The sequence below is a fragment of the Caulobacter sp. UNC279MFTsu5.1 genome (assembly GCF_900114015.1).
GTDB lineage: Bacteria > Pseudomonadota > Alphaproteobacteria > Caulobacterales > Caulobacteraceae > Caulobacter.
Genome location: NZ_FORN01000005.1, coordinates 134,251 through 149,093 on the forward strand (window position 1 = coordinate 134,251; position 14,843 = coordinate 149,093).

The following is a 14,843-nucleotide window of genomic DNA, read 5'->3' on the forward strand; positions in this document are numbered from 1 at the left end:
GCGGGAGCGCCTAGCCGTGTGGGACCTCAGCAAGCGTTCGCTGGTCCGGCGGCTGGTGCTGCTGGCCGCGGCCTGGAACCTGGTGGTGCTGGTCCTGGCGGGGGTCTTCCTGACCGCCCAGTTCCGCGACGCGGCGATCCGCCGGTTCGACCAGTCGCTGGCCGTGCTGACCGACGACCTCTATGCCGGCTCGACCGTCGAGGACGGGGTGCTGAAGGCCCCAGTCCTGACCGACATCCGCGCCACCCGGGCCTATTCCGGCCGCTACTGGACGATCTTCGACCAGCCGGCCGGGGGCGGCGGGCTGAACGTGGTCGAGCGCTCGCGCTCGCTGTTCGACAGTGACCTGACGATCCCCGTCGAGCAGTCCGAGCGGCTGATGTCGGAGCCGGGCAAGACGCTCTATTTCGACTTGAAGGGCCCGCAGAACCGGCCGTTGCGGGCCGCCGCCCTGCTGGCCCGGCTGCCGGGCTATCCGCGGCCGGTGGTGTTCATCGCCGCCGAAGACCGTTCGCCGATCGACGCCGACGCCGACCGCTTCGGGCGCATCACCAGCCTGGCCCTGGTCATCCTGGGCGTCGGCTTGATCGCCGCGGTGGTGGTGCAGGTGCGGGTCGGCCTGCTGCCGCTGTTCCGCCTGCGGCGCGAGGTGGCCTCGGTGCGGCGCGGCAAGGCCGAGAAGCTGGAAGGGACCTATCCCGAGGAGCTGGCCCCGCTGGCCGTCGAGCTGAACGCCCTGCTGACCCATAACCAGGAGGTGGTCGAGCGCCAGCGCACCCACGTCGGCAACCTGGCCCACGCCCTGAAGACCCCGCTGTCGGTGATGCTGACCGAGGCCGGCCAGCGGCCCGGCGCCCTGGCCGAGGTGGTCGAGCGCCAGGCCCAGACCATGCGCGAGCAGGTCGACCACCACCTGCGCCGGGCGCGCGCCGCCGCCCGCTCCCAGACCTCGGGCGAGCGCACGCCGGTCGAGCCGATCATGGACGAACTGGCCGTGACCCTGGAGCGGATCTTCCAGGACAAGGGCGTGGAGATCGACTGGCGGTGCCCCGAGGACCTGTGCTTCCAGGGCGAGCGCCAGGACTTCATGGAGCTGGCCGGCAACGTGATGGAGAACGCCGGCAAGTGGTGCAAGGGCAAGGTGCGGGCCGAGGCCGTGGCCAGCTCGCCCGAGCGGATGACCCTGACCGTCGACGACGACGGCCCCGGCCTGCCGCCCGACCGCTGGAGCGACGCCCTCAAGCGCGGCCAGCGGATGGACGAGCACACGCCCGGCTCGGGCCTGGGCCTGTCGATCGTCGACGAACTGGCCCGCGCCTACGGCGGCTCGGTCACCCTGGGCGCCTCGCCGCTGGGCGGCCTGAGGGTGACCCTGGTGCTGCCGCGGTCGGAGGGATGACGCTTCTCCTCGCCCGCGCAGCGGGGGAGGTGGCGCGGCGCCGATAGGCGACGTGACGGAGGGGGCGTCCAGGCCGTTCCGCTCCTCCGTGAATATCGCAACCAGATCGTCGAACCTCTCCGACGGCCCCTCCATCCCGCCGCGTATTCGCGGCGCGCCACCTCCCCCGTTTCACGGGGAAGGAGAGTAAATCCACCTATCCGCACAACCCAACATTTCGCGGCCGCCGGCGAACACCGGCAGCGACCTTTCGACGCTGTCGTTCGCGCCGCGAAAACTTATGGTTTCGGAAAGTCTTAACCTCGTTGGCGACATGGTTGACGCGGCCCGGAGCGGGCCCGTCCGGTGGGGGGTTATGGCAGCGATCGCCGCCAACAAGTTGCTGATGGTCCGGAAGCTGGTGGAAACCGCGCCCGACGCCGCGCTGCGCAGCCTCGAGCTGGCCCTGGCCGGTCCGGCCGGCGGGCAGGGCGCGCTGGCGGCCGTGCGCGGCCTGGTCGAGGACGAGGTCGCCGCCCGCTATGTCCGCAACAGCGTGCTGGCCCCGATCGTCCCGCTGTGCGCCGCCCGCGGCGCCGAGCAGACCGCGTTCCCGCCCCGCGTCCTGACCCTGCTGTGGGCCGCCCTCAAGCAGCAGGCGCCGAAGAAGGTCGAGGAGGCCGCGGCGCGCTGCAATCCGTGGGACCTGGAGCAGGGCCCGCCCGACGTCTTCAACGAACTGTGCAAGATCGCCGCACGGGGCCTGCGCGCCCAGACCGAGGCGGGCTTCCAGGCGCTGGACGCCCTCTGCGACATCGACGAGCTGGCCTCGTGCCTGGAGCTGTCGGTCATCGTCCGCGCCGCCTTGCCCAGGCTGCAGGAATGGGTCAGCAAGATGAGCGAGGAGCGCGCCTCCTCGGCCCGGCTGGCCTACAAGGACGCCTGCGCCATCCGCCCGGACGCGGGGCCGCTGCTGTTCGAGATGCTGGCCGCCCACCTGCCGGACGACTGGCGGATCCTGCGGGTGATCTCGGCGGTCATGGACCGGCCGAACGACAAGTTCTGGGCCTCGTCGGAGGTCGGGGTGTTCGGCGAGCGGGTGCTGGCCGACATCGAGAAGAACATCGACTTCATCTCGAGCTTCGACCTGGCCAAGGGCGAGGCCGAGGGCCGCCGGGCCGCCGGCGCCGCCCAAAGGACCGCCCAGCAGATCACCGAGGTCGAGCAGTCGGTGAACCTGGCCAAGGACGGTCCCTGGGGCCGGCGCATCGCCAAGCACAAGCAGGCCGTCGCCCAGGCGGTCGAGGCGCGGATGAACGCGGCCGAGAAGGAGCTGCTGGCGGCCCTGCCGCTGCGGCCGATCTCGATCCTCGGCGGCAAGAAGGGCAAGGGCGTGCCGCAGCTGACGGCCGAGCCCGACGCGGACCAGACCCGGCGGCTGACGGCGGTGCTGGTGTTCATCGCCGAGATCCGCGGCTGCGCCGCCCAGAGCGGCTACGGCGCCAGCCGCGCCAAGGTGCTGGAAAAGCTGAACGGCCGCCTGGACCAGTACATCGAGGACATCCTGCACATCGTGCGCACCGGCGACGGCGGCGACCAGGGCCTGGCGCGCCTCTATGTCGACCTGGCCGCCGGCTACATCGCCTACAGCCGCGACGAGAAGACCGCCGAGATTGTCCGCCGCCGGGCCGCGGCGGCGATGGCGGCGGCGGCTTAGGGCCGCCGCGCCCCTTAAGCGATTTTTTCGCTAACGGCCGGCCCCGTTTCCCCGCTAACACGCGCTCATGATCGCTTTCTGGATCGCCGCGGCGGGATTGTCGGCCGTCGTCGCCGCCCTGATGCTGCGCGGCGCCGCGCGGGCGTCGCTGGGCGTGAGCGACGACGCCAGCCTGGCCGTGCATCGGCGGCAGCTGTCCGAGATCGACGACCTGGCCGAGCGGGGCTTGCTGGCCGACGCCGAGCTGAAGGGCGCGCGGGCCGAGGCCGGCCGCCGGCTGCTCGCCGCCGCCGACCACCAGGCGCCGTGGCCGCCGGCCAATCCCAGGCTGCGGCCGCTGGTCCTGGCCCTGGCCGCCGCCGCCCCGCTGCTGGCCGTCGGGCTCTACGGGCTGGTCGGCGCGCCGGGCCTGGCCGACCAGCCGTTCCTCAAGCGCGTGGCCGAATGGCGCAACACCGATCCCGCCCAGCTGGAGCCGCGCAAGATCGCCGCCGTGCTGGAGCAGATCGCCGTCCAGCGCCCGACCGATCCCGAGCCGCTGAAGAACCTGGCTCTGGCCCGGATGGCGGCCGGCGACGCCACCGGCGCGTCCCAGGCCCTGCGCCGCGCCGTGATCCTGGCCCCGGACCGCGCCGACCTGTGGGTCGGGCTGGGCGAGACCTTCGTGGCCGACGGCCAGGGCGAGATCGGGACCGACGCCCGCAAGGCCTTCGCCGAGGCCCTGAAGCGCGACCCGAAGAACGTCAGCGCCCGCTACCACCTGGGCCTGGCCCGGATCGCCGACGGCGACGTCCAGGGCGGCCTGGCCGACTGGAAGGCCCTGCTGGCCGACCTGCCGCAGAACGATCCGCGCCGCATGGGCTTCGGCCACCAGATCGCCCAGGTCCAGGCCGACGGCGGTTTGCGCGCCGAGGCCGCGCCGACTGGCCAACCGGCCGAGGCGGAGGGCTCCAATGTCGAAGGCTTTATCCGGGGCATGGTCGCCAGCCTGGCGGCCAAGCTCGAAGCCAATCCCGACGATCCCGATGGCTGGATCAAGCTGACGCGGGCCTACGCCGTGCTGGGCGACGCCGGCCGCCGCGATGCGACGCTGGCCAAGGCCCAGGCGCGCTACAAGGATCAGCCCAAGGTGCTGGCCGCCCTGCGCCAGGCCGCCCAAACACCCGCCCAAGGGACTCCCGCCCAGAAGGCCCAGCCATGAGTTTCCTGCCCAAATCCCGTAAGGCGCGCCGCCGCCTGACCGTCCTGGCCGTCGCCGCCCCGGTGGTGGCCCTGGCCGTCGGCCTGGCCCTGTGGGGCATGCGCGACGCCATCTCGCTGTTCTACACCCCAGCCCAGGCCGCCGCCGCCCATGTGCCGGCCGGCCGCAAGGTGCAGCTGGGCGGGCTGGTCAAGGCCGGCAGTGTCGTCAAGCATCCGGACGGCCTGGTCGAGTTCGTGGTCGCCGACCAGCGCTCCACCGCCCTGGTCCGCTACAAGGGCGACCTGCCGGACCTGTTCCGCGAAGGGCAGGGCGTCGTGGCCTCCGGGGCTTTCGACGCGTCCGGGGCCTTCGTCGCCAAGCAGGTGCTGGCCAAGCACGACGAGCGCTACATGCCGCGCGAGGTCGCCAAGGCCCTGAAGGAACAGGGCGAGTGGCGCGGTGACGGCCAGGCGCCGTCGTATCAGGGCTACAAGCCCGGGAAGCCGACGACGTGAGGTCGGCTCGCCTCCTTCCTTCTCCCCTTGCGGGAGAAGGTGTCGCGCAGCGACGGATGAGGGGTCTCTCAGACCCGTCCGCGCGCCCCCTCATCCGACCTGCTTCGCAGGCCACCTTCTCCCGCAAGGGGAGAAGGAGAGGTCTCTCATGATCACCGAATTCGGCGCCTACGCCCTGGTCCTGGCCCTGGTCCTGTCGGCCCTGCAGCTGATTCTGTCGGCGGTCGGCGGCGCGCGGCGCTCGTCGCTGCTGGCCGGGGCCGGGCGCGGGGCGGCGGTCGGCGCCTTCCTGTGCACGGCCCTGGCCTTCCTGGCCCTGGTCCACGCCTTCGTGGTGTCGGACTTCTCGGTGGCCAATGTGGCGGCCAATTCCCACACCGCCAAGCCGATGCTCTACAAGGTGGCCGGCGCCTGGGGCAGCCACGAGGGCTCGATGCTGCTGTGGTGCCTGGTGCTGACCGGCTACGGCGCGGCCGTGGCCAGCTTCGGCGAGGCCCTGCCGCCGCGCCTGCGGGCCTACGCCGTGGCGACGCAAGGCGCGCTGGGCGTCCTGTTCCTGGCCTACACCGTCTTCGCCTCCAACCCGCTGGCGCGGCTGGTCGACGTCCCGGTCGAGGGCGCGTCGCTGAACCCGCTGCTGCAGGACCCGGCCTTGGCCTTCCACCCGCCGTTCCTCTACTGCGGCTATGTCGGCTTTTCGGTGGTGTTCTCGTTCTCGATGGCCGCCCTGATCGAGGGCCGGGTCGACGCGGCCTGGGCGCGCTGGGTGCGGCCCTGGACCCTGGCGGCCTGGAGCTTCCTGACCGTCGGCATCACCCTGGGCGCCTTCTGGGCCTATTACGAGCTGGGCTGGGGCGGCTGGTGGTTCTGGGACCCGGTCGAGAACGCCAGCTTCATGCCCTGGCTGATCGGCTCGGCCCTGCTGCATTCGGCCGTGGTGCTGGAAAAGCGCGGCGCCCTGCCGGGCTGGACGGTGTTCCTGGGCCTGGCGGCCTTCACCTTCTCGATGCTGGGCGCCTTCCTGGTGCGCTCGGGCGTGCTGACCAGCGTCCACGCCTTCGCCGTCGACCCGACGCGGGGGATTCTGCTGCTGACCATCATGGGGATCACGGCCGGAGCCGGCTTCGTGCTGTTCGCCCTGCGCGCGCCCAGCCTGAACAGCGGCGGCCTGTTCGCCCCGGTCAGCCGCGAGAGCGCCATCGTCCTGAACAACATCATCCTGTCGACGGCCACGGCCGTGGTGCTGGTGGGCACCCTGTTCCCGCTGATCCGCGAGGCGACCGACGGCGAGGCGGTGTCGGTGGGCGCGCCGTTCTTCAATCTAACTTTTGTTCCTCTGATGGTGCTGGCCATGGCCGTGCTGCCGGCCGGGCCGCTGCTGGCCTGGAAGCGCGGCGACGCCCGGCTGGTGGTGCGCCGTCTGTGGCTGGCCCTGGCCCTGGCCGCGATCCTTGGCCTGGTCGCCTTCGCCGTCGTCGCCCCGCGCAGCGCCCTGGCCAGCGCCGGGCTGGTGGTCGGCTTCTGGCTGATCGGCGGGGCGGTGCTGGAGCTGGCCGAGCGGGTCAAGGCCTTCCGCGCCCCCTGGGCCGAGGTTCGCCGCCGGCTCACGGGCCTGCCGCGCGGCGCCTGGGGCACGACCCTGGCCCATGCCGGCCTCGGGATCTTCGTGCTGGGCGCGTCGTTCGAGACCACCTGGCGGGTCGAGGCGGCCCAGGCCCTGAGCCTTGGCGGGCAACTGAAGCTGGGCGCCTACGAACTGGCCCTGACCGACGTCGGCACGGTGGAGGGCAGCAACTACATCGCCGAGCGCGGGATCGTGAAGATCACCAGGGCCGGGGCGCCGGTCTGCGAGGCCCGGCCCGAGCGGCGCTTCTATCCGACCGGCAAGCAGACCACCTCGGAGGTGGCGATCTGCCCCAAGGTGCTGGACGATCTCTATGTGGTGCTGGGCGAGCGCCGGGCGGGGCAGGGCGGCCAGCCGGCCTGGCTGGTGCGGGCCTTCGTCAATCCGTGGGTGCGGCTGATCTTCCTGGGGCCGCTGGTCATGGCCATCGGCGGCCTGGTCTCGCTGTCGGACCGCCGCCTGCGGTTCGGCGTGGCGCGGAAGGCGGAGAAGGCGGCATGAGGCCGGTGTTCTCGGTCCTTCTCCCCTTGCGGGAGAAGGCGGCTCGCGTAGCGGGTCGGATGAGGGGTTTCTCCGATCTGGTCGTGCGACCCCTCATCCGTCGGCTGCGCCGACACCTTCTCCCGCAAGGGGAGAAGGGGCGGGGCATGCTTGTGGCGCTTGCGGCGGCGGCATGCCTCGCCGGCGCCGCCGCCGATCCGGCCGAGCGCCTGCCCGATCCCGTCCAGGAAGCCCGGGCCCGCGCGATCTTCCGCGAGGTGCGCTGCCTGGTCTGCCAGAACGAGTCGATCGACGATTCCGAGGCCGCCCTGGCGGGCGATCTGCGTTCCATCGTGCGCGACCAAGTGAAGCAGGGACGCAGCGACCCGCAGATCCGCGCGTTCTTGGTCGAGCGCTACGGCGAGTTCGTGCTGCTCAAGCCGCCGTTCTCGGCCGGCAACGCCCTGCTCTGGGCCACGCCAGGGATTGCGCTGATCCTGGGCGGCGTGCTGATGGTGCTGCTGCTGCGCCGGCGAACCGCGTCTGCGGCGGACGGTGAAGATACGCAGGCGCTTTCTCAGGTGGAAGAGGCGCGTCTTCAGGTGTTGTTGAAGGACGAATGACACGATTGCGCCGCGAAGACGCCGCAAGACCATCTTGAGCGTGGACGCATGATCTCTTCGAAGACCATTGCGCCTTTCGCCAGCGCAACTAGGTTCTCAGGCCAAGGACCCGGCGCCGCGCGCCGTGGGTGAGGAAAGACGTACGATGGCTGCTAGGAAGTCTGGTTTCTTTGTCGGTGCGGTGGCCGGCGCGGGCGTGGCCTGCGCGGCGCTGGCCGGAGTGGGCATGCGCATGGCCCCCGCGGGCGCGGCCGAGCCGGCCCAGGTGATCCGCACCTCGGGCGCTCCCGCCCCGATGTTCGCGCCGCCGCCCGGCGCGCCGATGTCGTTCGCCGACATCTTCGAACAGGTCTCGCCCGCCGTGGTGCAGATCGACGTGACGTCCAAGGCCGCCGCGGCTCCGCGCCTGCGCATCCCCGGCCTGGAAGGCTTCGACATCGTGCCCAAGGGCCAGAAGGGCGAGGACGGCGAAGAGGCCCCGGGTCCCAAGCAGCAGTCCTCCGGCTCGGGCTTCTTCATCTCGGCCGACGGCTATCTGGTGACCAACAACCACGTCGTGGCCGACGCCGACGACGACGGCATCAATGTCGTGCTGAAGGACGGCCGCGAGCTGAAGGCCACCATCGTCGGCCGCGACGAGGGCACCGACCTGGCGGTGCTCAAGGTGGTCGATCCCAAGGCCAAGGGCGCGGCGTTCCCGTTCGTGAACTTCGAGAACCAGGCCAAGCCGCGGGTCGGCGACTGGGTGATCACCATCGGCAACCCGTTCGGCCTGGGCGGCACCGCCACGGCCGGCATCATCTCGGCCTATAACCGCGACCTGGGCGACAGCTCGTCGACCTTCGTCGACTACATCCAGATCGACGCGCCGATCAACCGTGGCAACTCGGGCGGCCCGTCGTTCGATATCTACGGCCGGGTGATCGGGGTCAACACCGCGATCTTCTCGCCGACCGGCGGCTCGGTGGGCATCGGCTTCGCCATCCCCGCCGATGTGGCCGAGGCCACCGCCAAGCAGCTGATCAGCGGCGGCAAGGTGGTGCGCGGCTATATCGGCGCGCAGATCCAGCCCTTCACCAAGGAAATGGCCGACGCCCAGGGCCTGGGCGACGTCAAGGGCGCGATCGTCGCCGACCTGGTGGCCGGCGGTCCGGCCCAGAAGGGCGGCCTGATGCCCGAGGACGTGATCACCGCCGTCAACGGCGTGGAGATCAAGAACAGCTCGGAGCTGACCCGCGAAGTGGCCAAGGGCCGTCCGGGCGACACCCTGAAGCTGTCGGTCCTGCGCGGCGGCAAGCCCCGCATGATCGAGATCAAGTCGGGCGTGCGTCCGACCGAGAAGGAACTGTCGCTGAACGACGACGACGGCGAGGAGGGCGGCGCCGACGCGCCGGCCAAGCCGCAGGTCCAGAAGTCGGAAGCCCTGGGCATGACCCTGGTCCCGATCGACGAGGCGGCCCGCCGCACCTACAGCATCGACCCGGCCGTCAAGGGCGTGCTGATCGACGGCGTGAAGGCCAATTCCGACGCCGGCGAAAAGGGCCTGCGCAAGGGCGACGTCCTGACCAGCGTCAACGGCGATCCGGTCTCGTCGGCCGCCCAGGTGTCGTCGGCGGTCGAAGCGGCCAAGAAGCTGCAGCGTCCCAGCGTCAACCTGCGGATCGTCCGCGCCGGTCGTCCCACGATCGTGCCGCTGAAGATCGCGCCGTAGGGGCGTCAGGGTAACGACGATACGCGGGGGCTTTCGCCCGCGCGCGGATCACGTCACCATCGCCGGGACGTGATGACAACACGATAGAGGGCGTCATCGATTCGCACGGTGGCGCCCTTTCGTGCATCTGGGGCAAGGTCTGAGGATTGGGCATGCGTATTCTGATCATCGAGGACGACCTCGAAGCGGCGCAGGCGATGCGCCACGGCCTGACCGAGGCCGGCTACGACTGCGTCCACGCGCCCGACGGCGAGGCCGGCCTGACCGAGGCGGGCAAGGGCAAGTTCGACGTGATGATCGTCGACCGGATGATGCCCAAGAAGAACGGTGTCGAGGTGGTCGAGACCCTGCGCCGCGAGGGCGACCAGACGCCGGTGCTGTTCCTGTCGGCCCTGGGCGAGATCAACGATCGCGTCACCGGCCTGCGGGCCGGGGCCGACGACTACCTGGTCAAGCCCTACGCCTTCGCCGAACTGATCGCCCGGGTCGACGCCCTGTCGCGCCGCCGCGAGACCGGCGCCGTGGCCACGACCCTGAAGGTCGGCGAGCTGGAGATGAACCTGATCAACCGGACGGTCCATCGCCAGGGCAAGGAGATCGACCTGCAGCCCCGCGAGTTCCAGCTGCTGGAATTCATGATGCGCCACGCCGGCCAGTCGGTGACCCGCACCATGCTGCTGGAGAAGGTGTGGGAATACCATTTCGACCCGCAGACCAACGTCATCGACGTGCACATCTCCCGCCTGCGCTCGAAGATCGACAAGGGCTTCGACCGGGCCATGCTGCAGACCGTGCGCGGGGCGGGCTACCGCCTCGATCCGTAGGCGGGGGCGGGCGGGTGAACAGAGGTTCACTTGCTCGCGCCGCCCCGGGCGGTCATCTACGGCTTAGCGGAGAAAGGCTCCGCCTGAAGAGTTTCGCTGACCCATGCGCCTGCCGCGCCTGATCCGATCCACGCCGTTCCGGCTGACCCTGCTGTTCCTGGCGCTGTTCGCGGCGGCCGCGAGCGCGTTCCTCGGCTACATCTACATCGCCACCGCCGGCGAGGTGAACCGTCGCGCCGACGCCGACATCACCCGCGAGATGGAGAGCCTGGAGGCCGCCTACCGGGTGGGCGGGGTCAACGCCCTGAACCAGACCATCGTCGAGCGCGCCACTGGCGAGCGGCCGTTCCTGTACCTGCTGCTCGACAAGGACGGCAAGCGGATCTCCGGCTCGATCGAGGAATCGCCGATCGATGGTTTCACAGGCCCGGGGCCGACCTGGGAGACCTTCAAGCTCACCGAGACCGACATCGACGGCGCCGAGGTCAAGCGCGCGGCGCGCGGGGTGCAGGAGCGGCTCAGCGGCGGCGAGGCCCTGTTCGTCGGGGCCGACGTCCAGGAGTCGGAAGGCTATGTGATGAAGATCGTCCGGGCCCTGCGCGGGGCCGGGGCGCTAGTCATCATCCTGGGTCTGGCCGGCGGGGTGCTGATCAGCCGCAACGTCTCGCGCAGCATGCAGGGCCTGGTCGACGTGGTGAACGCGGTGCGGGCCGGCGACCTGCACGCCCGGGCCCGGGTGCGCGGCACCCGCGACGAATATGACGAGCTGGCCGAGGGCCTCAACGACATGCTCGACCGTATCGAGCGGCTGATGGGCGGCCTGCGCCACGCCGGCGACGCCATCGCCCACGACCTGCGCTCGCCCCTGACCCGACTGCGGGCCCGGATGGAAGTGGCCCTGATCGACGCCGAGAACGGCAAGGGCGATCCGGTGGCGGCCCTGGAGACCGCCCTGGTCGACGCCGACGGCGTGCTCAAGACCTTCAACGCGGTGCTGGCCATCGCCCGTCTGCAGGCGGCAGGCGAGGCGCCGAACCAGGCCGTGTTCGACGCCAGCGAACTGGCCTCGGACATGGCCGAGCTCTACGAGGCCAGCTGCGAGGACAAGGGCCTGGACTTCAAGGCCGAGATCGTCCCGGCCCTGGGCGTGCGCGGCAACCGCGAATTCATCGCCCAGGCCCTGGCCAACATCCTCGACAACGCCATCAAATATACGCCCGAGGGCGGGGCGGTGATGCTGCGGGCCCGGCGCACCTCGTCGGGCGAGCTGGAGTTCTCGGTCACCGACACCGGTCCCGGCGTGCCCGAGGCCGACCGCGCCCGGGTCGTCCAGCGCTTCGTGCGGCTGGAGAACAGCCGCAGCGAGCCTGGGGCGGGCCTGGGCCTGTCGCTGGTCCAGGCGGTGGCCGCCTCGCACGGCGGGCGGCTGGAGCTGGCCGAAGGGCCCGGCGAGTACGGCGGCTTCGGTCCGGGCCTGCGGGTGGCGCTGGTGTTGCCGCGGGTGGAGTAGGGCGAAGCGGGACGCCCCCTCTACCGCCCGTACACCACGTCAAAACACCGTTCTCGCCCCAGCTTGGTCGGGCAGAACCCCGTTTCCTCGGACCCCTCGCGGATGACCACATAGCGGTCGCGCTTGCAGGCCCACCATTCCTCCTCGAAGTCGGGGCGGCCGTCCTGCTTGAACACCGGCTCGTCGCCCTGGGCGTAGAAGCGGGTCATGCCGGTTAGGCCGCCAAAGCTGCCCCAGCCGTTGACCAGGCCGCAGACCCGACCGTCGCGCCGCGCCCAGACCTTGCCCAGCTCCAGGGCGTGCGGCTGGGCCAGGCGGGCGATCAGCCGCGGCTTGACGCTGGCCCAGCGCACCCGCGCCATCGACCTGGCGTGGACGAGCCGCGCGCCCGTGGCCGGAGCCTTGGGCTCGACCTTCAGCTCGTACTGGACCGTGAACATCACCATCAGCCCCACGGCGAAGGCGACCAGGACTATGATGCTCAAGTCGAAGATCCTGACCGCCAGGGACCTGCGCCGGCTTCGCCGGCCGCGCGCCGCCGGCATCCTGAGAACGAAGGTCATAGTCTCGCCCCGCCTGTCGCCGCGTTCGGCTTACGTCTGTAGTTCTGAAAAGTTACAGATGTAATCCAAGCCGTCAAGCCGAGGGCGCAAAACGGCCGCGACCGACGTGATCAGTGATGCAGCTTGGGCAGGGTGATGCCGTCGACGGGGCTGTCGCCGACGAACCGGCCGGGCCAGGAGATCTCCTGGCTGGGCATGGGGCCGCGCGGGGTGACCGTCCAGACGCCCAGGGCGGTGACCACCGCGATCAGGGCGATCGCGGCGGCGCCGGCGGTCTGGCGGCGATAGCTGGGCTCGGGCCGGGCCAGCAGCTTGACCCGCAGCAACAGCGGATGGGCCGCGAAAAAGCAGGCCAGGGGCGAGCCGGTTCGGCGGGTGTGCGCCTCCAGCAGGGCCTCGGCGTAGGGGCGCCGCAGGTTGGGGCGCAGGCTCAGCACCGAGGCGTCGCAGGCCATCTCCTGGTCCAGCCGCGCGCACAGGGCGCCCAGGTGGATCAATGGATTGCACCAGCCCAGGACCTGGACGCCGGCGATGGCCAGGTTGGCGATCGGGTCGCCGCGCTTGATGTGGGCGCGCTCGTGCAGGTCGACCATCTTGCGCGCCTGCTCGTCGAAGCGGGTCGAGAAGTCGGCGGGCAGCACGATGCGGGGCCAGAAGACGCCCATCACCGCCGGGCCGGCGCGGCCGGCCTCGGCCCGGGCCCGGAAGGCGCGCTCCTGCAGCACGATCACCGTGGCTAGGGCGACGCCGCCGGCCAGCCAGACGGCCATCACCAGCACGGCGCGCTCCTCGCCCATCAGCGGCGGCGGCGCGCCCGAGCCCAAGGTCTCCGACAGGCTGGGGAACACCGTGGCGATGGCCGCCACCGGCACCAGGGCCCACAGGCGATAGGCCAGGCCCGCCCCGAACAGCGTCCGCATCGGGCCGCGCAGCAGCAGCACCAGCAGCACCGCGGCGGCGGCCGCCGCCTGGGTGCGCAACAGGGTCAGGGCCAGCAGTTCAGCCATCATGTTCGAGACCCTCGATCAGAGTCTTCAGTTGCTTGATCTCGTCGGTCGACAGGGCGCGATGCTGGGCGAAGTGCGCCACCAGCGGCGTCAGCTGGCCGTCGAAAAGGCGGTTGAGCAGGCTCTGGCTCTCGGCCTGCACATAGTCGGCGCGCTGGATGAGCGGGGCGTAGCGCGCCCGGCCGTCGATGCGATCCGACCGGATCGCCTTGCGCTTCAGCAGGCGGTTGATCAGCGTCTTGACCGTCGCCTCGCCCCAGCCCTGGGCCTCGGCCACCTCGGCCATGATCTCGTCCACCGTCAACGGCTGACGCGTCCAGAGCGCATCCATGATGCGGCTTTCGGCCTGGGTGATGTTCATGGCGTTCGGTCTCCGACGCCAACGATTACGCCTGTAACATAGACTGTCAAGCGACGGCGATCATGAGCAAGCTTTAACGCTCCCGATGCGACGGACGATGTTATGCGAGTCCTGTCGCCACCGAGGATTTCCGATGGATCGCCGCCATTTCCTGACATTGTCTCTGGTCGGCGCGGCCGCCCCGACCATGAGCTGGGCCCAGCAGGCCGCCCAATCCGCTCCGCCGCCGTTTCCGCCCGTCGACGCCCGCAGCGTCTGGCTGGTCGGCGACAGCGCCCCGCCCGATCCAGAGCGCACCGCCCGGCGCCTGGTCGAGCTGGCCCAGCGCGGCGGCAAGCCGCGGGATTCCTACCTGGCCAACGGCGCGGTCGCCGACCTGGAGGCGCGGTTCGCCAAGCTGCTGGGCAAGGAGGACTGCGCCTTCCTGGCGACAGGAACCCTGGCCAACCACCTGGCCGCCCGCGTCCTCGCAGGCGACGCCTCGCGGGTCATCGTTCCGCGCGAGAGCCACCTCTATCGCGACGAAAGCGACGCCACCCAGCTGCTGTCGGGTCTGAACCTCGTGCCCCTGGCCGACGGGCGCGCCGCGCCGGGTCTGGCCGAGATCAAGGCCGCCGTGGACGAGGCCGAGAACGGTCCCTATCCGTTGCGCGTCGGGGCGATCGTCCTGGAAAGTCCGGTGCGGCGGGTGAAGGGCGAGATGGTCGCCCCGGCCCTGATCCGCGAGATCGCCGCCTACGCCAGAGGCAAGAACATCAGACTGCACCTGGACGGAGCGCGTCTGCTGCTGGCCCCGCCCGGCTACGACATCGCCGGCGCGGCGGCGCTGTTCGATACGGTCTATGTCTCGCTCTACAAGTATCTGGATGCGCCGTTCGGGGCGGTGCTGGCCGGCGGCAAGGCCGACATCGCCAAGGTCCGCGACCTGCGCCACCGGTTCGGCGGCACGATCTACCAGGGCTGGCCCTGCGCGATCCTGGCCCTGGCCGCGCTGGACGATTTCGAGGCCCGTCACCGCGCCGCCTTCGCCGCCGCCGACCAACTGTTCGCGGCGCTGAAGGCCCAGGGGCTCGCGACCCTGAAACCCGCGCCCAACGCCTCGAACATCCGCGAACTGGTCCTCGCGCCGAAGAGCGCCGACGGGTTGTTCGACCGCATGCGCCAGGCGGGCGTGCGAATGGCCAGGGCCGAGAACGGCGTGGCGCCGATCTACATCAACGACACGCTCACCCGTCGGCCGGTCGAAGAGTACGTGAAGCTGTTCGCGGGGTAGGCGGTCCATTCCCGACAGCCTTCGTCCCTCGACTTGTTCCGGGGGACTGGTCCGGCCGGCCACCGCCCTTTCGA

At 70.9% G+C, this 14,843-nt stretch carries 13 protein-coding genes and 1 pseudogene; 11 read left to right on the forward strand and 3 right to left on the reverse strand.

Annotated features, from left to right (window positions below; translation table 11 throughout):
- Positions 1–16: 16 nt before the first annotated feature.
- The 10 genes and pseudogenes from BM066_RS04315 to BM066_RS04355 all read left to right on the forward strand — a co-directional run bounded on the left by BM066_RS04315 (position 17) and on the right by BM066_RS04355 (position 11,565).
- A complete protein-coding gene (locus tag BM066_RS04315; protein WP_018061862.1) occupies positions 17–1,399 on the forward strand; it encodes an ATP-binding protein in 1,383 nt (460 codons plus the stop codon).
- A gap of 355 nt (positions 1,400–1,754) precedes the next feature.
- The gene (locus BM066_RS04320) at positions 1,755–3,095 is read left to right on the forward strand and encodes a hypothetical protein (protein ID WP_018061861.1); all 1,341 of its coding nucleotides are present in this window, start codon (positions 1,755–1,757) and stop codon (positions 3,093–3,095) included.
- Between the two features lie 67 nt (positions 3,096–3,162).
- Positions 3,163–4,296: a c-type cytochrome biogenesis protein CcmI gene (gene ccmI / locus BM066_RS04325; protein WP_018061860.1), complete on the forward strand. Its 1,134-nt coding sequence runs from the start codon at positions 3,163–3,165 to the stop codon at positions 4,294–4,296.
- Positions 4,293–4,793 carry a cytochrome c maturation protein CcmE gene (gene ccmE, locus BM066_RS04330; RefSeq protein WP_018061859.1) on the forward strand — a complete coding sequence of 167 codons (501 nt, stop codon included), beginning with the start codon at positions 4,293–4,295 and terminating at the stop codon, positions 4,791–4,793. The genes ccmI and ccmE overlap by 4 nt, the downstream gene beginning before the upstream one ends.
- Positions 4,794–4,820: 27 nt before the next feature.
- Positions 4,821–4,931: pseudogene (locus tag BM066_RS27315) on the forward strand (hypothetical protein); the annotation flags it as partial.
- A 10-nt stretch (positions 4,932–4,941) separates the two neighbouring features.
- A complete protein-coding gene (locus tag BM066_RS04335; RefSeq protein ID WP_089924499.1) occupies positions 4,942–6,918 on the forward strand; it encodes a heme lyase CcmF/NrfE family subunit in 1,977 nt (658 codons plus the stop codon).
- Positions 6,919–7,064: 146 nt separating this feature from the next.
- The gene (locus tag BM066_RS04340) at positions 7,065–7,520 is read left to right on the forward strand and encodes a cytochrome c-type biogenesis protein (protein ID WP_089924501.1); all 456 of its coding nucleotides are present in this window, start codon (positions 7,065–7,067) and stop codon (positions 7,518–7,520) included.
- Between the two features lie 145 nt (positions 7,521–7,665).
- Positions 7,666–9,231 (forward strand): trypsin-like peptidase domain-containing protein, encoded by a 1,566-nt coding sequence (locus tag BM066_RS04345; protein ID WP_089924504.1) that lies wholly within the window; start codon positions 7,666–7,668, stop codon positions 9,229–9,231.
- Between the two features lie 152 nt (positions 9,232–9,383).
- A complete protein-coding gene (locus BM066_RS04350; protein ID WP_089924506.1) occupies positions 9,384–10,055 on the forward strand; it encodes a response regulator transcription factor in 672 nt (223 codons plus the stop codon).
- 103 nt (positions 10,056–10,158) lie between these two features.
- Positions 10,159–11,565: a sensor histidine kinase gene (locus tag BM066_RS04355; RefSeq protein ID WP_089924508.1), complete on the forward strand. Its 1,407-nt coding sequence runs from the start codon at positions 10,159–10,161 to the stop codon at positions 11,563–11,565.
- 20 nt (positions 11,566–11,585) lie between these two features.
- Here BM066_RS04355 and BM066_RS04360 read toward each other — a convergent pair whose 3' ends face one another.
- From BM066_RS04360 to BM066_RS04370, 3 genes are all read right to left on the reverse strand, one after another.
- Entirely contained in the window at positions 11,586–12,050 is a 465-nt protein-coding gene (locus tag BM066_RS04360; RefSeq protein WP_255367468.1) for a hypothetical protein, read from the reverse strand.
- 188 nt (positions 12,051–12,238) lie between these two features.
- On the reverse strand, positions 12,239–13,138 hold the full coding sequence (locus BM066_RS04365) for a M56 family metallopeptidase (protein WP_089924514.1): 900 nt from the start codon (positions 13,136–13,138) through the stop codon (positions 12,239–12,241).
- Entirely contained in the window at positions 13,128–13,496 is a 369-nt protein-coding gene (locus BM066_RS04370; RefSeq protein WP_089924516.1) for a BlaI/MecI/CopY family transcriptional regulator, read from the reverse strand. The genes BM066_RS04365 and BM066_RS04370 overlap by 11 nt, the downstream gene beginning before the upstream one ends.
- Positions 13,497–13,629: 133 nt before the next feature.
- Between BM066_RS04370 and BM066_RS04375 the strand changes: the two genes are divergently transcribed.
- The gene (locus tag BM066_RS04375; RefSeq protein WP_089924520.1) at positions 13,630–14,769 is read left to right on the forward strand and encodes a threonine aldolase family protein; all 1,140 of its coding nucleotides are present in this window, start codon (positions 13,630–13,632) and stop codon (positions 14,767–14,769) included.
- Positions 14,770–14,843 lie beyond the last annotated feature (74 nt).